A 20599-nucleotide genomic window follows, 5' to 3' on the forward strand; every position below is an offset into this window, starting at 1 on the left:
TATGACGAGCCCTCCATTACACGAGTACTTCCTGAGGACGATTCTTTGACCATGCATTGAATCCTCCGGTCAGGTGCGTCACGTCTTTATAGCCAAGACCAAGCATGACACTTGCTGCGATCGCAGAGCGTGCGCCTGACTGACAATGGATCAGTACCGGTTTATTTGGATCCAGTTTTGATCCTTCTTTTCGTAAGTGGCCAAGCATTTTGTGCTCGGTTCCTTCAATTCGTCCATTTTTCCACTCGCTGTCATTTCTCACGTCAATGACCTGATAGTCTATTTCATCTTTCAGCTTTGCAAATGCTTCCGTATCAACAGATGTGTATGTTTCAGTTGCAACAGAAGCTATGAGTGCCGGATCAGCAAGCTTAACGATGCGGTCTAAATGAATGGACTGCAGTGTCTGGATAGCTTCTTCAGCCTGTTCAGGTTTGACGATGAGTGCAATATCTTCATCGTAGTTGATTAACCAGCCAGCCCAGTTCGGCAGCATCTTTCCAAATGGGATATTGATGGAGCCTGGCACCAGTCCTTTCTCAGCTTCTTTTGAAGGACGTGTATCAATCACGATGTTTCCTGGTTGTTGACTGAAAGCTGCCAGGTCGTCTGCACTGTCAAACCATTCAACGTTTGCCTTATCAAGAACGGCTGGGCCAAGTTTGTTGACCTTTTTCATTTCAGCAAAATAAGCTGGTGCTTCAGGCTGGTCTTTCAGTAGCTCTTCAATAAATGCAGCTTCGTTTGTCTCTTTCATCGCCCAGTTGAATTGCTTCTCGTAGCCGACTGTTGATTGCGGCACAGCACCAAGTGATTTGCCACAGGCGCTTCCTGCACCGTGGCCAGGCCATACCATCAGATAATCAGGCAGTTCCTTAAATCGTTGGACAGATTGAAACATCGCTTTTGCTCCACTTTCGGCTGTACCTGCAGCCCCGGCAGCTTTTTCAAGCAGGTCCGGACGGCCGATATCTCCAACAAAGACAAAGTCTCCTGTAAAAATGCCCATTGGTTTGTCTGCGCCGCCACCTTGATCTGTCAGGATAAAAGAGATACTCTCAGGGGTATGACCCGGAGTATGCAGCACCTTGAATTCAATGTTTCCGATCTTGAAGGTGCTACCATCTGTTACCGGCTCTACATTAAGATTATCTGTATATTGATATTTCCAATTTTCATCCCCCTCATCAGAAAGGTAAAGCTTTACACCATGTTTTTCAGCAAGTTGCCGTGCGCCTGACACGAAGTCTGCATGGATATGTGTTTCCGCAGCAGCAGAAACGGAAAGTCCTTCTTTTTTGGCATCCGCCAGTATGGCTTCAACGCTTCGCGGCGGATCAATCAGGATGGCTTCTCCTGTGCGCTGACAACCGACAAGATATGAATATTGTGCAAGTTTTTCATCAAAATAAGAACGGAATAACATACGTTACACTCCTCCTTGAATAGTCACAGAAATTATTTATGATTAATACCCTGTGGGGTATATTTGTATTAAATCATCTTCATTACATAAAAGCAAGAACAAAGTTTGAAAAAGTTATTTACATTTTTAACGAATCGGAGTACAATCATGCGTATGTTTATAAATCCGATAAGAATAGGTGGTTTTCATTTTGAAGAAACGATTTGCATTTTCAGCATTTGCTTTAGCGGGACTTTTAGCAGCCTGTGGTTCAACTGATGAGGGAAGCAGCACGAACGGATCAAGTAGCAGTGAGGGTTCAGAGGATCTGACTCTTTTAGAACAGATCCAGGAAGAAGGAGTCATTAAAGTTGGAACGGAAGGGACGTATGCACCTTTCACATTTCACGATGAGTCAGATACATTGACAGGTTATGACGTTGAGGTCATGAATGAAGTAGCAGAGCGTATGGGTGTCGAAATTGAATACATGGAGACACAGTGGGATTCTATGTTCGAGGGTTTAAATTCCGAGCGTTTTGATGTCATTGCCAATCAGGTGGGGATCCGTGAAGACCGACTGGCAGAATATGATTTCTCAATTCCTTACACACTATCTTCAGCAGTCGTAGTCGTACCTGAAGAAAATGCTGATGTTGCATCGTTTGAAGATCTTGAAGGACTGCAATCTGCACAGTCACTGACAAGTAACTACGCTGATATCGCGACCGAATATGGCGCAGAGCTTGTACAGGTTGAAGGGTTGGCGCAGGCGATTGAACTGATTAAAACAGGCCGTGCAGAAGTGACGGTAAATGATAAGCTTGCGATTCTTGATTTCCAGAAGCAGCAGCCGGATGCAGGGATTAAAATTGCTGCTGAAGAAAGCGATGTTGCAGAAAGTGGATTTATGTTCCGCAAAGGAAATGTAGAGCTTGTAGAAGAGTTCAATAAACACCTTGAAGAAATGCAGGAAGATGGAACATTAGCAGAAATCTCTGAGAAGTGGTTTGGCGAAGATGTTTCTCAATGAACTGATTATAAATAATGCGGCTCCAATTGTGGACTGGGACTTATTCTGGTCCTCACTTGGACCGATGATTGAAGGCGGAATCAAAAATACGATTCCGCTTACTCTTATTTCCTTTGCATGTGGTCTGGTCATTGCTGTCCTGACAGCATTGGCACGTATTTCAACAAGTAAGATCCTCGCTGGCATTGCACGCGTGTATGTATCAGCCATCCGTGGAACGCCTCTGCTTGTTCAGCTGTTTATTATTTTTTACGGACTTCCGAACCTTGGGAATGCCTTTGTGCTCGATCCTTTTCCGAGCGCTTGTATTGCCTTTTCACTAAATGTAGGTGCTTACGCTTCAGAAATTATCCGTGCATCGATACTTTCAGTTCCTAAAGGACAATGGGAAGCTGGTTACACAATCGGAATGACGTATCGTCAGACGCTGTTCCGTATTATTCTACCTCAGGCAACAAGGGTATCGATTCCGCCTTTATCAAACTCGTTTATCAGTCTGGTGAAGGATACTTCCCTTGCCTCTCAAATCTTGGTGGTGGAGCTGTTCAGACGTTCTCAGGAAATTGCAGCAAGGACGTATGATTTCCTGCAGCTTTATTTAACAGCAGCACTTCTATACTGGATCATCTGCTTTATTCTATCGATTATACAAGGCAGAATTGAAAAAAGGCTGGATCGTTATGTCGCAAAATAGGGAGGGACAATGATGCTGATCAGTGTGAAAAATCTTCATAAGTCATTTGGTGATCTCGACGTTTTACGTGGAGTCGATCTGGAGATTCCTAAAGGAAATGTTGTAGCGATTATCGGTCCTTCCGGTTCAGGGAAGACAACCTTTTTGCGCTGTCTGAATGCACTTGAAATGCCGAATAAGGGAACCTTTTCATTTTCTGACGGATTTGAACTTGATTTTGCCCGTTCACCGAAAAAAGAAGAAATCTTAAAGCTTCGCAGAAAGTCCGGGATGGTGTTTCAATCCTATAACTTATTTCCACACAAAACCGCGCTTGAAAACGTCATGGAGGGCCCGGTGATTGTCCAGCGGAAAAAGAAAGAAGAGGTTCGCGTAAAAGCAGAAGAACTGTTGAAAAAAGTGGGACTGGCTGAAAAAATGCACCTATACCCTCACCAGTTGTCAGGCGGACAGCAGCAGCGTGTAGGGATTGCCCGTGCGCTGGCGATTGAACCTGAACTCATGCTATTTGATGAGCCGACCTCTGCGCTTGATCCTGAGCTTGTGGGGGAAGTACTGAGCGTAATGCGTGAGCTTGCGAAGGAAGGACAGACGATGGCTGTTGTGACACACGAGCTCAAGTTTGCTGAGGATGTCGCAGATCACGTGATGTTTATTGATGGTGGCGTGATCGTCGAACAGGGACCACCGGAAGAGATCTTAAAATCTCCAAAAGAAGCACGAACGAAACAGTTTCTGGACCGGGTGTTGAACCCGTCTTAATATGTTTGGAAGGCCTGATCTGCGGATTGGGTCTTTTTATTTTGGTAAAACAGCTGTCGTTCGTTTATTGCGTTTATTGCTTTTCATCCTGAATTTTGTGACAATGAATAAAACCATTGTGAAGGAGTGAGCGTTTTGCCGAAAACACTGTTTTTTGATTTAGATGACACGCTTTTATGGGATAAAAAAAGCATTGATACAGCCCTCGGGAAAACGGCTGATGATGCAGCAGAACGGTACGAACTTGATTCAGGTGAGCTTGTCGCGCAAGTGAGAAAAGTGGCCCCTGAGCTTTATAGCAGGCTTTCAAGTTATGAGTTTACGAAGAAAATCGGTATCAATCCCTTTGAAGGACTCTGGGGTGAATTTGGGGATGCGATTCATCATGGCTTCAGGAAGATGGGGGAGGAAGTGCCCGGCTATCAGAGGCTCGTCTGGAAAACCGCCATTAACAACCTTGGTGTTAATGGGGAGAGTGATACATTTCGTGATAAATTTATTGAATACCGGAAAGCTTCTCCATTCTTATACGAAGAAACGTTTGATGTGTTAGAGGAGCTGAAACAGCGTAAGCACCGTCTTGTCATGGTCACAAATGGTGCACCTTCCCTGCAGCTGGAAAAACTTCGGATTACCCCGGAGCTCGTGCCGTATTTTGAACACATCGTGATTTCAGGAAACGTCGGAGAAGGGAAACCGGAAAAAGCTGTGTTTGATCATGCCCTAAGATTGACAGAGGAGGCTCCGGATAACGTTCTGATGATTGGAGACAATCTGAAAACCGATATTCTCGGAGCAAACCGTTCAGGTATTGAAAGTGTCTGGATCCGGCACGATCCTTCAGCTTCCCCGCAGCAGGACGTTGACGGACAGCCGACGCACACGATCAGCCGCCTGAAAGAAATTTTTTCCGTTCTTTGAAACTTTTAAGTGTAAGCAGCCGTAAAAAAGGGGAAAGGAAATTATTCCATACATATTTTAAGGAGGTTTTATAATGAAACGTACCGCTGAAGGTGTGTTGACGATTATTGGTATTGTGATTAACTTTTTTATGATTGGCGGGGCATTATTTTTCATCGCTTTGTTAAATGACCCAATCGCGCGTCAGGAATTTGAATTGCAATTTCAGTCTGATCCTGCCTTAGCAGAAGCAGGATTCACACCACAACAGCTGTTCGATTTAATTGACGGCCTTGGTGCTGCTTTTAATATTGTTGTGGTCATTAGTATTATTTTGAGCTTTGTTGCATTATTTGCCATGAGACGCAATAAAAAGCCAAAGCTTGCAGGTAGTCTTCTCATTGCCAGTGCGCTGCTTGTAGGAGTGGCAACGCTTCTGTTAGGCTGGTTGCCGGCGCTTCTATTCCTGATCGCAGGAATTATGTGTTTTGCACGCAAGCCGAAGGTAGTTGAACAGACAACGGTTTATCAGGAAGATGACCAGATGAGACCTTTATAAGCGATAAAAAAGTGCCCGGGAGACTCCGGGCACTTTTTTTATGCTTTAAGCTGGCAGCACGTTTTGCAGTTTTTACCTCCAGGCAGCTGCACCTTATAGCAGCATGTACTTCTGACCCGGCTGCCGTCTTCCATAACCCGTTTGGCTTTAAAGTGATGAAGATGATGAAAGGGATTCGGTTCGTCAATCCCGAAAAAATCCTCATGAGTCAGCTCATCCAGTTCTTTCTGCCAGTCCAGCTGAACGAGCCCTTCCAGCTGTGGAGCCGTTTTGAGGTAAAATGAACGAATATAAATATAGATGTTTTCCCATAAGACGAGCTTATTAACGTTGGAAACCGCAGAAACTGATAAAATTAGCGGTTTGCACCAGTCAAAATAAAGCCGTCTCATAAATGCGCTCTGATCCATTCTCTCTGCATATGAGACGGTATGGTTCAAATACACTCTCAAACAAAGCGGTGCCTCTTTTTCATGTGCAATGATCACGTTTGATTCAGATAAGTCCCATTGCACACCTTCTTTATAATAAGCGAGTAAAGCGGCAATCACTGTATGGGCGGTTCTTTTTATCGCGAGGGAGCCGGCTGTCATCATCTTTGATGCATTCTGCACAGACTGTATGCTTTTGATATCTGCATCGGCGTTCCCCGTAAGCCAGTCTGATACGTTCCACGCTGGTCCTGCCTGCGGATGGCCGATTTTTATCGGCAATGCTTCTTCGATGATCTTATACAGAGATGCGTCGGTCATGGTGTGACAGCTCCTTTTGAAATATCATGACAGGCTGTGTGAAATTATCCTGCGTATTTTTTTTTATGATGACACAGATTTGCTTTCATCGCAAAAGATGGTGTTAAAAAACACTGTTATGTTTTCAATCTCCCTTTTCGTGGAAATACTATAAGCAGACGATAAAAAAGGAGATGTTTGGCATGAATCAAAAGGAATTAAAAGATCATATTTTGAGCGTACTCGAAAATAATAAGGTTGGAACACTTGCCACGGTTAAAAACAAACGTCCGCACTCGCGCTATATGACATTTTATAATGAGGGGTTTGTTCTTCATACACCAACAAGCAGCGAGACACATAAAGCTGAGGAAATCGATGAAAATCCTTTTGTACATATTCTTCTTGGATATGATGGGGAAGGCTACGCAGATTCCTACGTGGAAATTGAAGGCACCGCTGTCATCAGGGATTCAGAGGAGATCAGGCATAAGCTTTGGAATGACCGGTTTTCAAATTGGTTCGAAGGCCCGGATGACCCGAAATATGTTGTGCTGGAAATTGAACCGACATCTATACGCCTGATGAATTCGGGTGAAGACCCGCAAACGCTTGAGCTTGATCAGTAAAAAGAATAAGCATCCTAACGGTGATCATCGTCAGGATGCTTATTCTTTTGTTTTTGCAGGAGCAGCATAAAAATCAGACCGGTACCCAATATGAAAATAAGGCCGGCTCCGATTAAGAGCTGATATATCCAGTCTATGGCTGAATCCATAAAAATCCTCCTTATGAATACATTCATCATTAACATCTAAGGCTTTCACTCATCTGTACATGAAAGTTTTGTGTTCTTTGATTATAATGGATTCATGTATTGGATGAAAGAACGGAGGAATCGGAATGGATTGGGAATTAAAGCAGTTTGACGATTTGACAACGCGAGAACTTTACACGATTTTGCAGGCCAGAAACGCCATTTTTGTGGTGGAACAGGAATGTGCGTATCATGAAATTGACGGGCATGATCCGGATTGTTGGCACTTGTCCTTAAAAATAGATGGAGAGCTTGCTGCTTATTCAAGGTTATTAGAAAAAGGCGTCAAATATGATATCGCCTCAATCGGACGGATCATTGTTCCGGAGAAATTTCGTGGCAGAGGGCTTGCACGGCAGTTAGTCCAGCATTCTATTGACATTATGACAGAGGAGTGGGGAGAGAGAGAAATTAAGCTTCAGGCTCAAACGTATTTAAGAGATTTTTATGAATCATTCGGATTTAAGGCGACTTCGGAGGAGTATCTTGATGACGGCATTCCTCATGTGGATATGCTGATGAAAGTGGAAGAAACGAGTGAAGTGAAATGAGTGGAAATAAAATTGTGATCGGGATTGTCGTGTTTGTACTCTTGATGATTTTGGGTATCTTTATTGTGATTGCGAATTTTGATCCTGAGATGGTGTCAGTTGGGTTGATAGATGAAGTGGGGATTGGGGAGTATTATGAGGAGATGGTAGAGGTTAAATAAGAATCGGGCTCGACTCACCCTCCGCTCCGTTGTCTAGCTGCTGCGACTAGCCCCTCGAGGTCATAAGTCAAAGATGAACGAGGGCGAAAGTCAGCCCTCTTTTCATCTTCGCCTTATGCTTGTCGGGGCTGGACGAGTCGCCTCCGCTTTTCTAAGGCCGGGCGGTGAACCCCTTGTGCTTCGCACAATGGTTTCACCTGTCCCTTTCCGCCACAGGAGTCTGCGGGTGAGTCGAGCCCTAGGTGGTTGTCCATCTCAATTCCTTGTTGTTGTATGATTTAAAAAAATCGTACCGCAGTTATATCTTTTCCGAGGACAAAGAAGTCCCAGGGTGTTTTGGGCACTTTGATTGTAGATAAACCATCAATAACATTTAAAGGAAAAAACTCTGACGTAGACAAATACAATGAGAAAAAGCTGCCTGAAAGGGCAGCTTTTAATGTAGGGAATGAACAGGGTGTTAGGCTGTTCATGTATGATTATTTTTCGATAATCTCATAATTTTCGTGGGACACAACGGTGAAGTTGGTTCCATAATCCAGTAACAGCGCATCTTCTTCTGATATATTTACAATGACGGATCGCTCAAGAATTTTGGTTACTTCACCCGTTATATCAAAACCGTGGCGAGTAAATTTAATTTTTTGACCTACATTTGCCTGTGTCATCATCAGCACCCCATATCCTAAAGTAAAGTATCCGGTTGTCTGCTCTATTATAACGCAGACTTTTTTTCGTTCAAATGCTTATACTTTCTAAACTGTACACGCATTCATTTTTATATACCCCATTATTACTTAAGTATTCTACTATAAATATTCTTAAATAGGGTGAAATTTCTGTAATTTTCACGAAAAAAGATTTTCAGATGGTGGACCATTTAACTTACTTTATTAAAAATGGTCTGATAAAATGAAGCGTAATGGCGTTTTCACGGAGGGTTAAGATGAAGAGTAAGAAGTATTTCTGGTATACAGCAGGAGCCTACAGCATCATTATCATGCTGATTTCGATGGCCGTTTTATTTAATATTTATCCGGGTGGTTACGGATATATTTACAATGAAGAAACGGAGCAGATTACGCTTGAGCGTGGTGTGTTTGGAAAAGAGCAGGTAACGGATCAGGTGGCGGATAACGAAGCACTCAGTTATGTACTTTATCAAAATGAGGTTGACCGCGCGATTCAATCCTGGATTCTCGTTTTGACGCTCGGGATTTTTATTGTTTATTTAGTACAGCGGATATGGCCTGCTTATCAGAATCGTAAGGAAGAGGGCTATAAAGTAAAGGATTTAATTGCACTTGGCTTATTTGTGCTGACAGTAGTGGTCGCGGTATCATTGCTTGTGTCACTAAGTCAGAGCATTCAGTATCTTGAACAGGTTTATAACACGGTTGCCTGACTTTTCAAGGTGTCGGAAAAGTAACTTGTCGAATCTTCATAAACAGGTGTGAATTTTCTGACGATTAATGGTACAATGTCCTTACCAAATGGGATAGGCAGGTGAATATATGAGTAAAAAAAGAAGAAAATCTTCACATGACGGTTGGATTAATTTCATTTTTACTTTGATTTACCTAGTTTACTGGTGGTTTATCCTGCAAGGAGTCCTCCAGGGATTTTCGCAACTCATTTACATAAGCATTGTACCGTTTGTCATTCTTATGTTTTTACATTCACTGACTTCGAGGTGGATGGAGAGACGTATAGAAAAACAGCTTGCAGCAAGCGTTGAAAAGAGTATTGCACGATATAAAGACCGGATTCGAACCGGTGCATAAAAAAGAGGCTGGAGAAAGGTTCCAGCCTCTTTTTTATCTTGATTTAACCAGGAGTTGAACAGCTTCATTGATATAATCAGCGGATTCTTCGCCTTCTTTTGCATTGCGAAGACATTCTTCAAGGTTTCGTGCAACAATTAAGCCAATGGTCCGATCAAGTGCCGTCCTTGTAGCAGAAAGCTGTGTGATGACATCTTTACAGTCTTTTCCTTCTTCCATCATACGGATGATCCCTTTAATCTGCCCTTCAGCACGCTTTAAGCGATTGAGCTGTTGTTTATCGTAATTCATATAAAGAACTCCTTTGAGTATAGTGAATGTTAATTGTATTTCTATCGTATAAGGAGACGCAGGGATTGTAAAGAACGATGTCTTATTTTTGAATTTCAAACAGGTCTTCCAGTTTCTCAGCAAAAAAACGGTGTGAATCATTTACACCCTGATTATAAATAGCCGGTCCAATTTCCTTTAATAAAAAATCAAGTAAGAGGGTTGCACGCAGTTGACCAATATCCTCTTCATATTCATCCATAAAATATCCCTGTATTTTTTGCACCATGATTTTTTTATCCTCAGCAGTAAAAGCAAACGGATCTTTCATCATTATCAATCCTTTTCAAAAAAGTTGACGCTTTTCGTTCAAAAAAGAAGCACCGGACAGGCCGGTGCTTCTTGCCGTGCTCAGTTTTTGTTCATGTAGCGGTCCATTTCTTTCCGGTGCCGCTGATCTCTTACCACAATAACTGCGTGTATAAGGCCCGGGATGTATCCCAGGATTGTCAGCAGAATGTTTAATAAGAAGGATCCGAACCTCCCGGTGAACAAGACAGCCAGTGGAGGTAAAAAGATGGCCAAAATATATAACATGATATCATCTGCCTTTCATTTTTCTAACATGTGTATTCCCGTTATGATCCCGGATTAAACGGTAATGCAACAACGCATGTGGATAGTCCGGGTACCTCAACCAAATCAGACCGCACGATACTGAGCGGTTCTCTGCCGGCACGTTCTCCGTCGATCAGCAAATGCCAAGAGCCATTTTTCTCGAGGTGAAAAGGTACAGGATGAACATGTGCATTATGAATCACAATATATTCTCTGTATGGAGAGTGCTGATCCCCATTAAGCTTATAAGCAATGAAGTGATCGTCTGTCGGATAAATGTGCATGTTCTGCATGATTTCTTCCATTGATCTCATCCTGAATACACGTGCTGACTTCCTCAGGGAGATCAGACCCTTTACAAATTCAATGTCCTGATTGAATTCCTCGCGTCTAAACCAGTCGAGCTGGTTAATCGAATCCGGGGAACGATAGCTGTTGTGAACCCCCTGTTTCGTTCTCATAAATTCCTGTCCTGCGTGTAAAAAAGGTATTCCCTGAGACAGCAAAACAATGGAGGTAGCAAGCTTATGCATTTTTCTGCGTTCAATACCTGATGATCCGGGGTTCGTCAACTGCAGCTTATCCCAGAGTGTGTGATTATCGTGGGCTTCAACATAGTTAACGACCTGGGCAGGTGACACAAAAGACTTCCGGTCGTAAGGCACTTTCATACCGGCTGATATTCCCTGCAGCATACGGTGGCGATAGCCCGGGCGGCCATTTACAAACCCGTTATCCTGATCAGAGAAGTTGCTTCCCTTCAGGTCATCACGGAGCGAATCATTAAAATGCGCAATGCCCGGCATTTTATACGCATTTTCCTGATTGGCTTTTTTATTTCCGGAAAGGGAAGTCTGAAGATCCCATCCTTCTCCCAAAATAATAATGGAAGGGTCCACATCATCAAGTGCGAGCCTGATTTCATTCATCGTTTCCACGTCATGTATGCCCATCAGATCAAAGCGAAAGCCGTCAATGTGGTATTCTTTGGCCCAGTAGACGACTGAGTCAATCATGTATCGCTGCATCATTGCGCGTTCTGATGCTGTATCGTTTCCAACTCCTGTACCGTTGGAAAGACCATCTTTGGTATACCGGAAGAAATAGCCCGGCATGAGCAGATGGAATGGAGAACGATTTACGTCATACACATGATTATAGACGACGTCCATAATCACTCTCATGCCACGATCATGAATCGCCTGAATCAATGTTTTCAATTCCTTAATCCGAAGTGCCGGGTCGTAAGGGTCAGTTGAATAAGAGCCTTCAGGTGCATTAAAATGCTTCGGGTCATATCCCCAATTGTACTGAGGGGTATCCAGCATCGTTTCATCTACAGTCCAGTAATCGAAAAACGGAAGCAGCTGAACATGCGTGACACCAAGATCCGCAATATAATCAAGACCCGTGGAAAATCCGTCAGGCGTTGCAGTGCCAAGCTCTGCGAGGCCAAGATACTTTCCTTTTTGTAAAATCCCGCTTTCCTCATGAATCGACGCATCGCGAATATGAAGTTCATAAATAATAGCATCTGTCGGCGATGTCAGGGCAGGCTTCGTGCGATTCCAGTGATAAGGATTGGTTTTACCCATATCGAGTACGACTCCGCGGGTGCCATTCACCGTTACAGCTTTAGCGTATGGGTCAACAGCTTCAAACCACTCTTTCCCGATTTTAACTCTGAATAAATAACGGGCTTCATGCCAGTCCCCATCGAGATCGAAATGCCACGTTCCGTTCGACCCCTTGTTCATCTGGTAAAGATTCGGCTCCTTCGTTTTACGGTTTTGATACACAACCAGCGTTGCCTTATGCGCTGAAGGTGACCAGAATGCAAATGACGTTTTCTCCGGAGTATAAAACGATCCGAGAAAACCGTCGTAATAGAAACGGCGATCAAATGGCTTCGTTCTGACAATATCGCCGTATGAAACGTCACAGTAACCAAAATGTGAAATCGCAACACGGTAGCGCTGACTTAATGACAGCTTTTCGTTTGTGACGATGGTCAGATGATGAGCGAGATCAGATGCTTCATGATCTTTATTTACTCGAATTTCCTTAATGGTGGCACCTTCAAGATTTACGGCAATGTTGTCATGGTCCCAGTCAAAAGCAAGGTTCGTGCGGACGCATATTTCATGCCACTTGTTCAACTTCGCACTCAAAATACTCGGATAAACCGTAATATCATTTATATGGGTATAAATCTTCTCCATTCCCTGCATCAGCCAGACTTCCGCCTGACCTTCCTTATTAAATGAAGAGATGAATCTGTCATCGAAACGTTTGCTTGCCCAGTCATTTTCTTCTGTGCTTTTGCGGATAATAAAGCCTACACGCTTAATTCCTGCAGGATCTTCCATTGTGAATACAGCTTTCTTTCCATAGGAATCCTGGCTTGAAAACTCCACCATTTTTCCTTTCTGTCCTTCGAGCCACACCCACAGGTTCCATCCGTCATAATCATGATCATAACGGTGATAGTGAAGCGTAATGGTTACTTCCCTGTGGAGGTTTCCTGGCTTGCGATCGGGTGAAAAATCCTCATTCTGATGTATAATCACCATCGTTACCACGCCTTTTCAAAAAAAGATTTTACTTCTACTATACGCCGGGGCAGGGGGATCTTGTTTCTTCTTTTTACCCATTATCGCCAAAATATAAGCACTTTGAAAAGTGCGAATGCTTTTAAAAGTAAGAAAAAGAGGTAATATGGATAGTAGCAGGACCACAATTAGGGAGGAATGAGAAATGAAGGTATTATACATCAATGCCAATCCCCGCAATAAAAAATCTGTCAGTGAAGAGATAGCGGACACCTTTATCCAGGAGCTGAAACAAGCTGAGGAAAATGTAGAGGTGGAATATGCGCACTTATATGAAATGAAGCTGCAGGAAATTGATGAAGACGTATTGGCATCATGGGGGAAGCATCGTTCCGGAGAGCCGTTTACAGAAACGGAAAAAGAGAAGGTTAAAGCCATGGATGATGTGCTGGATCAGTTTCTGGCAGCAGACCTTTATGTGTTCGTTACGCCATTTTGGAATCTTCTATTTCCTCCGCGCCTTAAAACGTATATCGATTCGCTTTGTATACCGGGCAAAACGTTCCGCTACACTGCTGAAGGACAGGAAGGACTTGTCGAAGGTAAAAGAGCCGTCCATATTGAAGCGGTTGGCGGCGTCTATAAGGGAACCGGGCTTAATTTTTCAGAGGACTATCTCCGTGAAATTATGCGATTCCTCGGCATTAAGGAATATGACTCTGTTATTTGCGAAGGGATGAGCCAGTACCCTGACATGGCAGACAAGATTCTTGAAGAATCAAAGGCAGAAGCGAAGGAGCTTGCAAATAAGCTCGCAAGAATGGAATAAAATCAAAAACCCGTACATCTCAAGGCGTTCAGGCTGATGAGGTGTGCGGGTTTTACATTTATGAAGGGCTGAAAAAACGGATCGTCAGCGGAATATGATACACCTCGCCCTGCAGTGCTTTGATCCCGGCTAAAACCGTGAAAATAATCATCAGCACACTCAGGATCACGTTCAAAACGATCCCAATGCCAAAAACAATGAGAAAGCCGGCAGCAGCCTGATAAAGGAAGTAACTGATCGCGAAATTGAGATACATATACCCATGCTTTTGCACGAATGGTGAATCCCGTTTCACAAACCATAAAACGAGCGGTCCAATTATCGCGGTAAAAAAGCTTGAGAAATACATCAGACCTGCCACTAAATGTTCGTCAGATAAACGATTCATCATGATTCCTCCTTTTATATATTGTACGGTTACAGACGATAAAAAGATTCAAAAAACCATCCCGTTCGTGATTGAACGGGATGGTTTGACCAATTATCCTCTTTTGCCAAGTGTAACTGCTGTATAAAATCCTGCCACAGCTGCAACGAGACTTAAGATAACATTAAGCGGTTCAAAGGTAAGACCTGGATACACGACAAACAGTGAACCGAAAACAAGTCCGATAATGAACGCATACATCATTAACGGGAATCGGTTCATTAAATAACGGATGGCTTTACTGCTGAAAATAAACCCAAAAGCAACACCGGCTCCAACGAGTGCAATAATAACAAAGTTCAGATTCGTGATGGCTGAAATGGCTGTTTCATAAACCCCGATAACGAGGAGAATGAATGAACCGCTGATTCCAGGTAACAGCATCGCTGAACTCGCGAGGATCCCGGCAACAAATAAAAGCAGTGCAGTTGAGGCCGTAACAGACGTGATCACGCCTTCCTCAGCAGGGTTAATAAACGCCATACTCGCAACGATAACGGCACCGACAAAAAGCAGAAGCAGATGTTTCCCTTTGAAGTTTTCCTTTGCATTGGATTCACGTAATAAATAGGGTAAAATCCCACCGATCAACCCGAGAAAAAAGAAATTAGTCGGCTGCGGGTAATTAGCCAGAAGCCACTCAATTAAGTGACTAAGCAATAAAATGGCTGTAGCCATTCCTGCACCGAGTGTTAATAAAAACGGAAGGTGTTTCTTCCATTCACGTGTCGTGATGCCACTGACAGCGTTAATAAATTGATCGTAAATCCCAAGAAGAACTGCAATTGTTCCCCCACTTACACCAGGGATGACATCGCTCGTTCCCATCGCAAGGCCGCGAAATATATTTCTCCAGTCAAACATAGGTCAGACTCCTTTAAGTTTGTGATTCATTCAACAATCTTCATTATACGGGAATTTGTGTGTTTCGTCATGAATGAAAAAAGGGAATGACAAAAAGGTATCAAAAGTCTTAAGGGAGGAACAGAGATGAAAAAGGCGATGCTTATTTTAAATCCTTCTTCTGGTAAAGAAGAGGCGTTAAAGCACAAAGAGTCAGTCTTAAGCACATTACATGAAATGGGCTATGAAGTAACTTTAAAAGAAACGGAAAAAGAATATGATGCAACAGTATTTGCAGAGCAGGCTTGCCATGAAAAATATGATGCGGTTGTCTCCATGGGAGGCGACGGCACGTTAAATGAAACGATTACCGGCCTTGCCAATCAGGAAGATCAGCCGACACTTGGGATCATTCCTTTAGGAACGGTGAATGACTTTGCCCGTGCGCTGAACATTCCGATGGATCCGGAGCAGGCAATTGAGCAATTAAAAACAGCTCAGCCAAAAAGAGTCGATATTGGTAAGATCAATGACAAGTATTTTATGAATATCATTGCACTTGGAGGGATTGCAGAAGCAACCTTCGGCGTGTCCGTTGAACAGAAAACAAAGCTTGGTCCACTGGCTTATATGATAGAAGGTTTTAAAACGATCAGAGAGAAGGAGCCGTTTGACATGGTCATCACGTATGATGGTCAGAAATGGGAAGGAAACGCTCTTCTTTTCCTTATGGCGCTGACAAATTCGGTGGGCGGCTTTGAAAAGCTGGCACCTGATGCTGAAGTGAACGACGGGAAGCTTCACTGCTTCATCATTAAAGATGTTCCGCTTTACAAGCTGGTGGCCATCATGACCTCACTTTTGAAAGGAACGCTTGAGGATGATGAAAACGTTGAATACTTTACAGCGGGAGAAGTGCACGTTGATTCAGGCAAAGACCTGATCTCTAACGTTGATGGTGACGAAGGTGCACACGTTCCGCTGACAGTTAAAGTGTTAAAAAGCCATATCCCGGTTTTCTGTCCTGTTAAGTCTGAATGATCGATTTAAATTTCAGGTGAGTGGGCCTCGGCAAAAAAGCTTAAGGCCCGTCCTCGAAAAGTACCTGACTGTCACGGATTCCGCCGGCACAGCAGGAAGTATAATTGTGTATTTCCTCACAAACAATATCTTCTAATCATTGCTTTTACTATGCTATCAGGTGTATACTGCAGTCAACATTAATCAAATGACTTACAAGGCTTAAAGTCTTATATAAAGAAAGCCTGCAAGCTTAAAGGAGTTCTCTTCATGGAGTTTATCATACAGGCGATTATGGAATCGATGAATGAAGGTACGATTCCGATTGCCTTTTTACTATTAATGATTTGGAGCTGGAACCGTCCGATATTTTTCAGCGGGCTGGGCAGACGGGAGCAGCAGCTTTTTGTGCCGGAAGCTTCTGAATCAGGCAGGGAAACAGCGCTTCAGGGTCTATTTCATTTTTGCAGTCCGATGCAGCTCGTCCGCACGATCAAAAGGAAAGAATGTCCGGACGACCGTGACGAACAGCCAACACCATTTCTTCTTTAATCAAAATTAAAAAAGAAATGGAATGGTGAAAATGAAAAAAACTTTACTGATTATCATGCTGGCATTAGGAGCAGCCCTGCTGTCCGGATGTGCCGCAGTTGAAAATGAAACAGGCGTATTTTATCACGCCTTTGTGTACCCTTTTGAAATCGGCATCCACGAAATCGGAACGTTCCTCGGAGGAAACTTCGGGATGGCCATTATCGTGATCACACTGCTGATTCGTCTCATCCTGATGCCAATGATGCTGAAAAACTATCGTACCCAGCAGGTCATGAAAGAAAAAATGAATGCCCTTAAACCTGAAATGGACGATATATCAAAGCGTATGAAGGAAGCAGAGTCAAAAGAAGATCAAATGAAAATTCAGCAGGAAATGATGGGATTATACCGTAAACACGGTGTGAACCCGTTAAACATGGGCTGTCTGCCATTGCTGATCCAGATGCCAATCCTGATGGGGATGTACTTCGCCATTTCTTATTCAGAAGAGATCGCAAGTCATTCATTTCTCTGGTTCAACCTCGGATCACCTGACATTGCCATGATGCTTGCAGCAGGTGCCGTTTATTTCGTACAGGGTGCAGTGAGCCTTCACAATCTGCCGGATGCACAAAAAAAGCAGATGAAGCTCTTCACTTACATTTCACCAATTATGATTATGGTGATTTCACTGAATGCGCCGGCAGCACTGCCATTATACTGGACAGTCGGCGGTTTGTTCCTGATTATCCAGACGCTGATCGGGCAGAAATATTACCGGAACCATCCGGAAAAAGCAGTTGAAAAAGAATCGGCAACCGGTGAAACGGTAAGCCAGACAAAATAGCAAAAAGCTCTCCTGATCGGGAGAGCTTTTTTCATTGGCCGTCTTCATTAACCGTGTCGGGTCGTTCCTTGATTGTTTGTGATTAACTGAGATGGGGCGCAATCATTCAGTATCTTTACTGTCGCTATCACGTTAATTTCTGTTGATCTGCATGCTGTTTCTGTCGCAAGACCGTTTCCACAAGCCAGAATTGTTGATAGCACTTATTTTTATGTCGATACATCTCTGTTTACTGTTGATAGCGCATCAGTATTTGTTGATAGCACTTAAATGACTGTCAATAGCTAAGCGGCGTCCATTCAGCCAATCATCCCGGTCTCCAGAAACGCATCTCGCAACGGAATAAGGAATGACCCAGCACGGTTTTTCAGTCAATCTCCCTGATTACACGGGCAGGATTCCCGCCCACAACAACATTTGCAGGAACATCCTTTGTCACAACGGCTCCTGAAGCAATAACCGCATTGTCGCCAACTGTCACACCAGGATTGATGATGGCACCCCCGCCAATCCACACATTATCACCAAATGTGACTGGTTTTCCAAACTCCCTGCCGCTGTTACGTTCAACGGCATTTAACGGGTGGGTAGCAGTATAAATATGTACACCTGGTGCCAGCATGCAGTGATCACCAAATCGGACCTCACACACATCTAAAATGACACAGTCAAAGTTTGCGAAGAAATGGTTTCCGACATGGATATTGGAGCCGTAGTCGCATTGAAAGCTTGGTTCGATCCAGATGGACTCCCCGGTTGAGCCGAAAAGCTCTTTCAGCAGACGGACGCGTTCTTCCCCTTCTTCCTCGGTTGTGGCATTGATGAGCCGCGACATCTTTCGGGCGTAAATCCGTTCTTTTAACAGCTGCGGGTCCTGTGGGTCATACATTTCTCCGGCCAGCATTAATTCTTTTTCAGTCATCTGTATCCTCTCCTCATGAACAGTTTACCAGCTTCTTTTCGAAATCGGTTGCCCGACATACTATAATGAACTTAGTCAAAGGAGGTCATCATATGAAAAAAGCAATCGTCACGGGCGCATCAAAGGGACTTGGAGCGGCTGTAGCCAATCACTTTATTAAAAACGGAATTGAAGTAACAGATGTATCACGATCTGAAAATAGCGGGTTAAAAGGTCATCAGCACTATCATCATGAAAAAGTCGATCTTGGTGTAACAGATGAAGCTGTATCGTTTTTAGAAGGCTGGTTCCATGAACAGCCGGAGGATCTTGAAAAACTATACCTGATTCAAAACGCAGGGACGGTGCAGCCGATGGAAACCGTTGGGAAAATGGATGCAGAAGCTATTGAAAAAACAATTCAGTTAAACTATGTCACGCCGGTTGTTCTGTCTAACCTGGCTTTCCAACTGGCATCGGAACAAAAAGTGGAGTTAGTCATTGTGAACATCACTTCCGGTGCAGCCAACAAACCGAATCATGGCTGGAGCGTCTATGGAAGCACGAAAGCAGCACTGAATTTATTTACAGAAACGGCTGCACTTGAACAGGGCGGTGAAGGCCACAAAATGATTTCCTTCAGTCCAAGCATTATGGACACCGGTATGCAGGAGGAAATCCGTTCCGCAAAACAGGATTCCTTTGCACAGGTAGAAGCCTTTAAAGAATATAAAGAACAGGGGAAGCTTAGAAAACCTGAGGAAGTCGGGGAAGTGTTAGTGAATATTTTGCTTGGAGAAAGGCTGATAAACGGAAAACTGTATCATATTAACGATTATCTCCCGAGTACGAAATAAAACAGACTAGATATTTACATTAGAAATGGTTTTGTTATCTTCAATGTGTTTTTTAATGGTAAATTTACACTTTGTCTGTTTTTAAATCATTTCTCATGGGTATCCTAACAGTAGGCAATAATGTTGGATATTTTTGAGAGGAGATGGATCAGTATGGATTGGAAAAAATACTTACAGGTTGGTGCAGCCGGATTTTTAAGTCTCGGGGTTCTTGCAGCATGTGGTGATGATACTGAGGAGCCAATGGATACAGGAGACACGGAAGAAGAGGCGCCGATGGATGAAAACACCGATGATAACATGGAAGACGATATGGAAGAAGGCATGGATGAAACCGAAGAAAATGTAGAAGAAGGTATGGATGAGACGGAAGAAGAAGTCGATGAGGGCATGGATGAAATGGAAGATGAGATGAACGAGGAAGACAGTGAATCTTAATAAAAAGGATAAATGACCGGGCTGACTCTTAGGAGTTGTCCCGGTTTTTTGATTTGTCAGGTTTTCTGGTGAAATCACTTTATCTTTAGAACCTCCTCACACCCTTTCGTTCCCCTAAATAAAATGGTAAGCTGTTTGAAAAGACGTGAGGTGAGGATATGAAAACACTACTATTAACCGGTTTTGAACCGTTTTTACACTTCAAAACGAACCCTACAATGGAGGTGGTGAACGCTCTCCATGGGACTGAGATTAACGGATGGATGATAGAGGGGCGTATATTGCCGGTGGACTTTCAGCAGTCCGGTGACCTGCTGATCCAACACTACGAAGTGATCCAGCCCGGTGCTGTCATATCACTCGGATTAGCAGGAGGAAGAACGCACATTACGCCTGAACGGATCGCTATCAACTGTAACGATGGGGAAAAAGACAACGAAGGGTACAAGCCGGAAGGTGAAAAAATTGCAGAGGACGGACCGGACGGACTTTTTTCTACCCTGCCTGTTCAGGAAATGGTCCGTCATTTAAAGGATCATGGTTTTCCGGCCAGTATTTCAAACACGGCTGGAACATACTTGTGTAATCATGTGATGTATCGCATGCTTGATCAGATCAGACGTGAGGGAAAATCGATTCCATCCGGATTTATACATATTCCGTCCTCGCATGAAATCGCTGTTGAGTCCAGGAAGATGCCAAGCTGGTCCCAGCGCGATCTGACAGAAGCGGTGAAGTTGTGTATTGAAAAGTTGAATTGATTTTGTAAAGCCGTGCCAGGTGGCCTTTCTTTACATAAAACAAAGGCCTATAAAAAGGGCCTCTGTTTATGATAATAATGGTTTAAGAGATTGAGTATGCTCCGTGTTTAATTCTTTTAAAAAGCAACATCAAGTACCAGCATGCTCATAGTGCCGGGTCATTCCGTAGACTCCTGCGGCAGAGAAGCGACAGGTGAGACAGCTTAGCGCAAAGCGCTAGCTGGCTCACCGCGCGGCCGCGGAAAGTCAGCTATATTATAGTCAAGAGAAAAAACAGATCTTTTTTGGTTTTTTTTTGAGGATCA

Annotated in this window: 28 protein-coding genes; 17 read left to right on the plus strand and 11 right to left on the minus strand. The window is 43.5% G+C overall.

Annotated features, from left to right (window positions below):
* Positions 1-16: 16 nt before the first annotated feature.
* Positions 17-1426, minus strand: coding sequence for an MBL fold metallo-hydrolase (locus tag E2491_RS02810; RefSeq protein WP_134372371.1), 1410 nt, complete (start codon positions 1424-1426; stop codon positions 17-19).
* 190 nt (positions 1427-1616) lie between these two features.
* Here E2491_RS02810 and E2491_RS02815 point away from each other — a divergent pair, with 190 nt between their 5' ends.
* The 5 genes from E2491_RS02815 to E2491_RS02835 all read left to right on the plus strand — a co-directional run bounded on the left by E2491_RS02815 (position 1617) and on the right by E2491_RS02835 (position 5353).
* Positions 1617-2438 (plus strand): amino acid ABC transporter substrate-binding protein, encoded by an 822-nt coding sequence (locus E2491_RS02815; RefSeq protein ID WP_134372373.1) that lies wholly within the window; start codon positions 1617-1619, stop codon positions 2436-2438.
* The gene (locus E2491_RS02820) at positions 2425-3132 is read left to right on the plus strand and encodes an amino acid ABC transporter permease (RefSeq protein WP_134372375.1); all 708 of its coding nucleotides are present in this window, start codon (positions 2425-2427) and stop codon (positions 3130-3132) included. Before E2491_RS02815 ends, E2491_RS02820 begins: the two co-directional genes overlap by 14 nt.
* A gap of 15 nt (positions 3133-3147) precedes the next feature.
* On the plus strand, positions 3148-3894 hold the full coding sequence (locus tag E2491_RS02825; RefSeq protein ID WP_134372423.1) for an amino acid ABC transporter ATP-binding protein: 747 nt from the start codon (positions 3148-3150) through the stop codon (positions 3892-3894).
* A gap of 126 nt (positions 3895-4020) precedes the next feature.
* Positions 4021-4815 (plus strand): HAD family hydrolase, encoded by a 795-nt coding sequence (locus E2491_RS02830; RefSeq protein WP_371414447.1) that lies wholly within the window; start codon positions 4021-4023, stop codon positions 4813-4815.
* A 73-nt stretch (positions 4816-4888) separates the two neighbouring features.
* Positions 4889-5353 (plus strand): DUF4064 domain-containing protein, encoded by a 465-nt coding sequence (locus tag E2491_RS02835; protein ID WP_134372379.1) that lies wholly within the window; start codon positions 4889-4891, stop codon positions 5351-5353.
* A 38-nt stretch (positions 5354-5391) separates the two neighbouring features.
* On the opposite strand, the gene E2491_RS02840 is transcribed toward E2491_RS02835, so the two are convergent.
* The gene (locus tag E2491_RS02840) at positions 5392-6105 is read right to left on the minus strand and encodes a hypothetical protein (RefSeq protein ID WP_134372381.1); all 714 of its coding nucleotides are present in this window, start codon (positions 6103-6105) and stop codon (positions 5392-5394) included.
* 182 nt (positions 6106-6287) lie between these two features.
* Between E2491_RS02840 and E2491_RS02845 the strand changes: the two genes are divergently transcribed.
* On the plus strand, positions 6288-6713 hold the full coding sequence (locus E2491_RS02845; RefSeq protein WP_134372383.1) for a pyridoxamine 5'-phosphate oxidase family protein: 426 nt from the start codon (positions 6288-6290) through the stop codon (positions 6711-6713).
* Positions 6714-6727: 14 nt separating this feature from the next.
* On the opposite strand, the gene E2491_RS17700 is transcribed toward E2491_RS02845, so the two are convergent.
* Complete coding sequence (locus E2491_RS17700) at positions 6728-6862, minus strand: hypothetical protein (protein WP_256369340.1); 135 nt, start codon at positions 6860-6862, stop codon at positions 6728-6730.
* A 125-nt stretch (positions 6863-6987) separates the two neighbouring features.
* On the opposite strand from E2491_RS17700, the gene E2491_RS02850 reads away from it, so the two are divergent.
* Positions 6988-7452, plus strand: coding sequence for a GNAT family N-acetyltransferase (locus E2491_RS02850; RefSeq protein ID WP_134372385.1), 465 nt, complete (start codon positions 6988-6990; stop codon positions 7450-7452).
* Positions 7449-7613 (plus strand): hypothetical protein, encoded by a 165-nt coding sequence (locus E2491_RS17425; RefSeq protein WP_166805771.1) that lies wholly within the window; start codon positions 7449-7451, stop codon positions 7611-7613. Before E2491_RS02850 ends, E2491_RS17425 begins: the two co-directional genes overlap by 4 nt.
* 479 nt (positions 7614-8092) lie before the next feature.
* Here the strand turns inward: E2491_RS17425 and E2491_RS02855 are convergent, their stop codons facing one another.
* Positions 8093-8284 carry a DUF2187 family protein gene (locus tag E2491_RS02855; RefSeq protein WP_134372387.1) on the minus strand — a complete coding sequence of 64 codons (192 nt, stop codon included), beginning with the start codon at positions 8282-8284 and terminating at the stop codon, positions 8093-8095.
* 275 nt (positions 8285-8559) lie between these two features.
* On the opposite strand from E2491_RS02855, the gene E2491_RS02860 reads away from it, so the two are divergent.
* The gene (locus E2491_RS02860; RefSeq protein WP_134372389.1) at positions 8560-9018 is read left to right on the plus strand and encodes a hypothetical protein; all 459 of its coding nucleotides are present in this window, start codon (positions 8560-8562) and stop codon (positions 9016-9018) included.
* Between the two features lie 109 nt (positions 9019-9127).
* Positions 9128-9397, plus strand: coding sequence for a hypothetical protein (locus E2491_RS02865; protein ID WP_134372391.1), 270 nt, complete (start codon positions 9128-9130; stop codon positions 9395-9397).
* Between the two features lie 33 nt (positions 9398-9430).
* On the opposite strand, the gene E2491_RS02870 is transcribed toward E2491_RS02865, so the two are convergent.
* The 4 genes from E2491_RS02870 to pulA all read right to left on the minus strand — a co-directional run bounded on the left by E2491_RS02870 (position 9431) and on the right by pulA (position 12858).
* The gene (locus E2491_RS02870; protein ID WP_134372393.1) at positions 9431-9688 is read right to left on the minus strand and encodes a metal-sensitive transcriptional regulator; all 258 of its coding nucleotides are present in this window, start codon (positions 9686-9688) and stop codon (positions 9431-9433) included.
* Positions 9689-9770: 82 nt separating this feature from the next.
* Entirely contained in the window at positions 9771-10001 is a 231-nt protein-coding gene (locus E2491_RS02875) for a DUF2164 domain-containing protein (protein ID WP_244093860.1), read from the minus strand.
* Between the two features lie 77 nt (positions 10002-10078).
* Positions 10079-10264, minus strand: a complete 186-nt coding sequence (locus E2491_RS02880) for a YqaE/Pmp3 family membrane protein (RefSeq protein WP_134372395.1) — start codon at positions 10262-10264, stop codon at positions 10079-10081.
* 41 nt (positions 10265-10305) lie between these two features.
* On the minus strand, positions 10306-12858 hold the full coding sequence (gene pulA, locus E2491_RS02885; RefSeq protein ID WP_134372397.1) for a type I pullulanase: 2553 nt from the start codon (positions 12856-12858) through the stop codon (positions 10306-10308).
* A 184-nt stretch (positions 12859-13042) separates the two neighbouring features.
* Here pulA and E2491_RS02890 point away from each other — a divergent pair, with 184 nt between their 5' ends.
* Complete coding sequence (locus tag E2491_RS02890; protein WP_134372399.1) at positions 13043-13666, plus strand: FMN-dependent NADH-azoreductase; 624 nt, start codon at positions 13043-13045, stop codon at positions 13664-13666.
* 58 nt (positions 13667-13724) lie between these two features.
* Here E2491_RS02890 and E2491_RS02895 read toward each other — a convergent pair whose 3' ends face one another.
* Both E2491_RS02895 and E2491_RS02900 read right to left on the minus strand, forming a co-directional pair.
* On the minus strand, positions 13725-14057 hold the full coding sequence (locus E2491_RS02895; RefSeq protein WP_134372401.1) for a DUF4870 domain-containing protein: 333 nt from the start codon (positions 14055-14057) through the stop codon (positions 13725-13727).
* A 90-nt stretch (positions 14058-14147) separates the two neighbouring features.
* On the minus strand, positions 14148-14957 hold the full coding sequence (locus tag E2491_RS02900) for a DUF368 domain-containing protein (RefSeq protein WP_134372403.1): 810 nt from the start codon (positions 14955-14957) through the stop codon (positions 14148-14150).
* 126 nt (positions 14958-15083) lie between these two features.
* Between E2491_RS02900 and E2491_RS02905 the strand changes: the two genes are divergently transcribed.
* The 3 genes from E2491_RS02905 to yidC all read left to right on the plus strand — a co-directional run bounded on the left by E2491_RS02905 (position 15084) and on the right by yidC (position 17337).
* A complete protein-coding gene (locus E2491_RS02905; protein ID WP_134372405.1) occupies positions 15084-15977 on the plus strand; it encodes a diacylglycerol/lipid kinase family protein in 894 nt (297 codons plus the stop codon).
* Between the two features lie 249 nt (positions 15978-16226).
* Positions 16227-16508 (plus strand): hypothetical protein, encoded by a 282-nt coding sequence (locus E2491_RS02910; protein WP_134372407.1) that lies wholly within the window; start codon positions 16227-16229, stop codon positions 16506-16508.
* Between the two features lie 31 nt (positions 16509-16539).
* Positions 16540-17337, plus strand: a complete 798-nt coding sequence (gene yidC / locus E2491_RS02915) for a membrane protein insertase YidC (RefSeq protein WP_134372409.1) — start codon at positions 16540-16542, stop codon at positions 17335-17337.
* 367 nt (positions 17338-17704) lie between these two features.
* Here yidC and E2491_RS02920 read toward each other — a convergent pair whose 3' ends face one another.
* A complete protein-coding gene (locus E2491_RS02920; protein WP_134372411.1) occupies positions 17705-18259 on the minus strand; it encodes a sugar O-acetyltransferase in 555 nt (184 codons plus the stop codon).
* 92 nt (positions 18260-18351) lie between these two features.
* On the opposite strand from E2491_RS02920, the gene E2491_RS02925 reads away from it, so the two are divergent.
* From E2491_RS02925 to E2491_RS02935, 3 genes are all read left to right on the plus strand, one after another.
* Positions 18352-19095, plus strand: a complete 744-nt coding sequence (locus E2491_RS02925; protein WP_166805772.1) for an SDR family NAD(P)-dependent oxidoreductase — start codon at positions 18352-18354, stop codon at positions 19093-19095.
* A gap of 153 nt (positions 19096-19248) precedes the next feature.
* The gene (locus E2491_RS02930) at positions 19249-19533 is read left to right on the plus strand and encodes a DNA primase (RefSeq protein WP_134372415.1); all 285 of its coding nucleotides are present in this window, start codon (positions 19249-19251) and stop codon (positions 19531-19533) included.
* 158 nt (positions 19534-19691) lie between these two features.
* Entirely contained in the window at positions 19692-20294 is a 603-nt protein-coding gene (locus E2491_RS02935; RefSeq protein WP_134372417.1) for a pyroglutamyl-peptidase I, read from the plus strand.
* The last annotated feature ends 305 nt before the right edge of the window (positions 20295-20599 follow it).

The sequence above is a fragment of the Jeotgalibacillus sp. R-1-5s-1 genome, assembly GCF_004405105.1.
In the GTDB taxonomy this organism is placed as follows: Bacteria; Bacillota; Bacilli; order Bacillales; family Jeotgalibacillaceae; genus Jeotgalibacillus.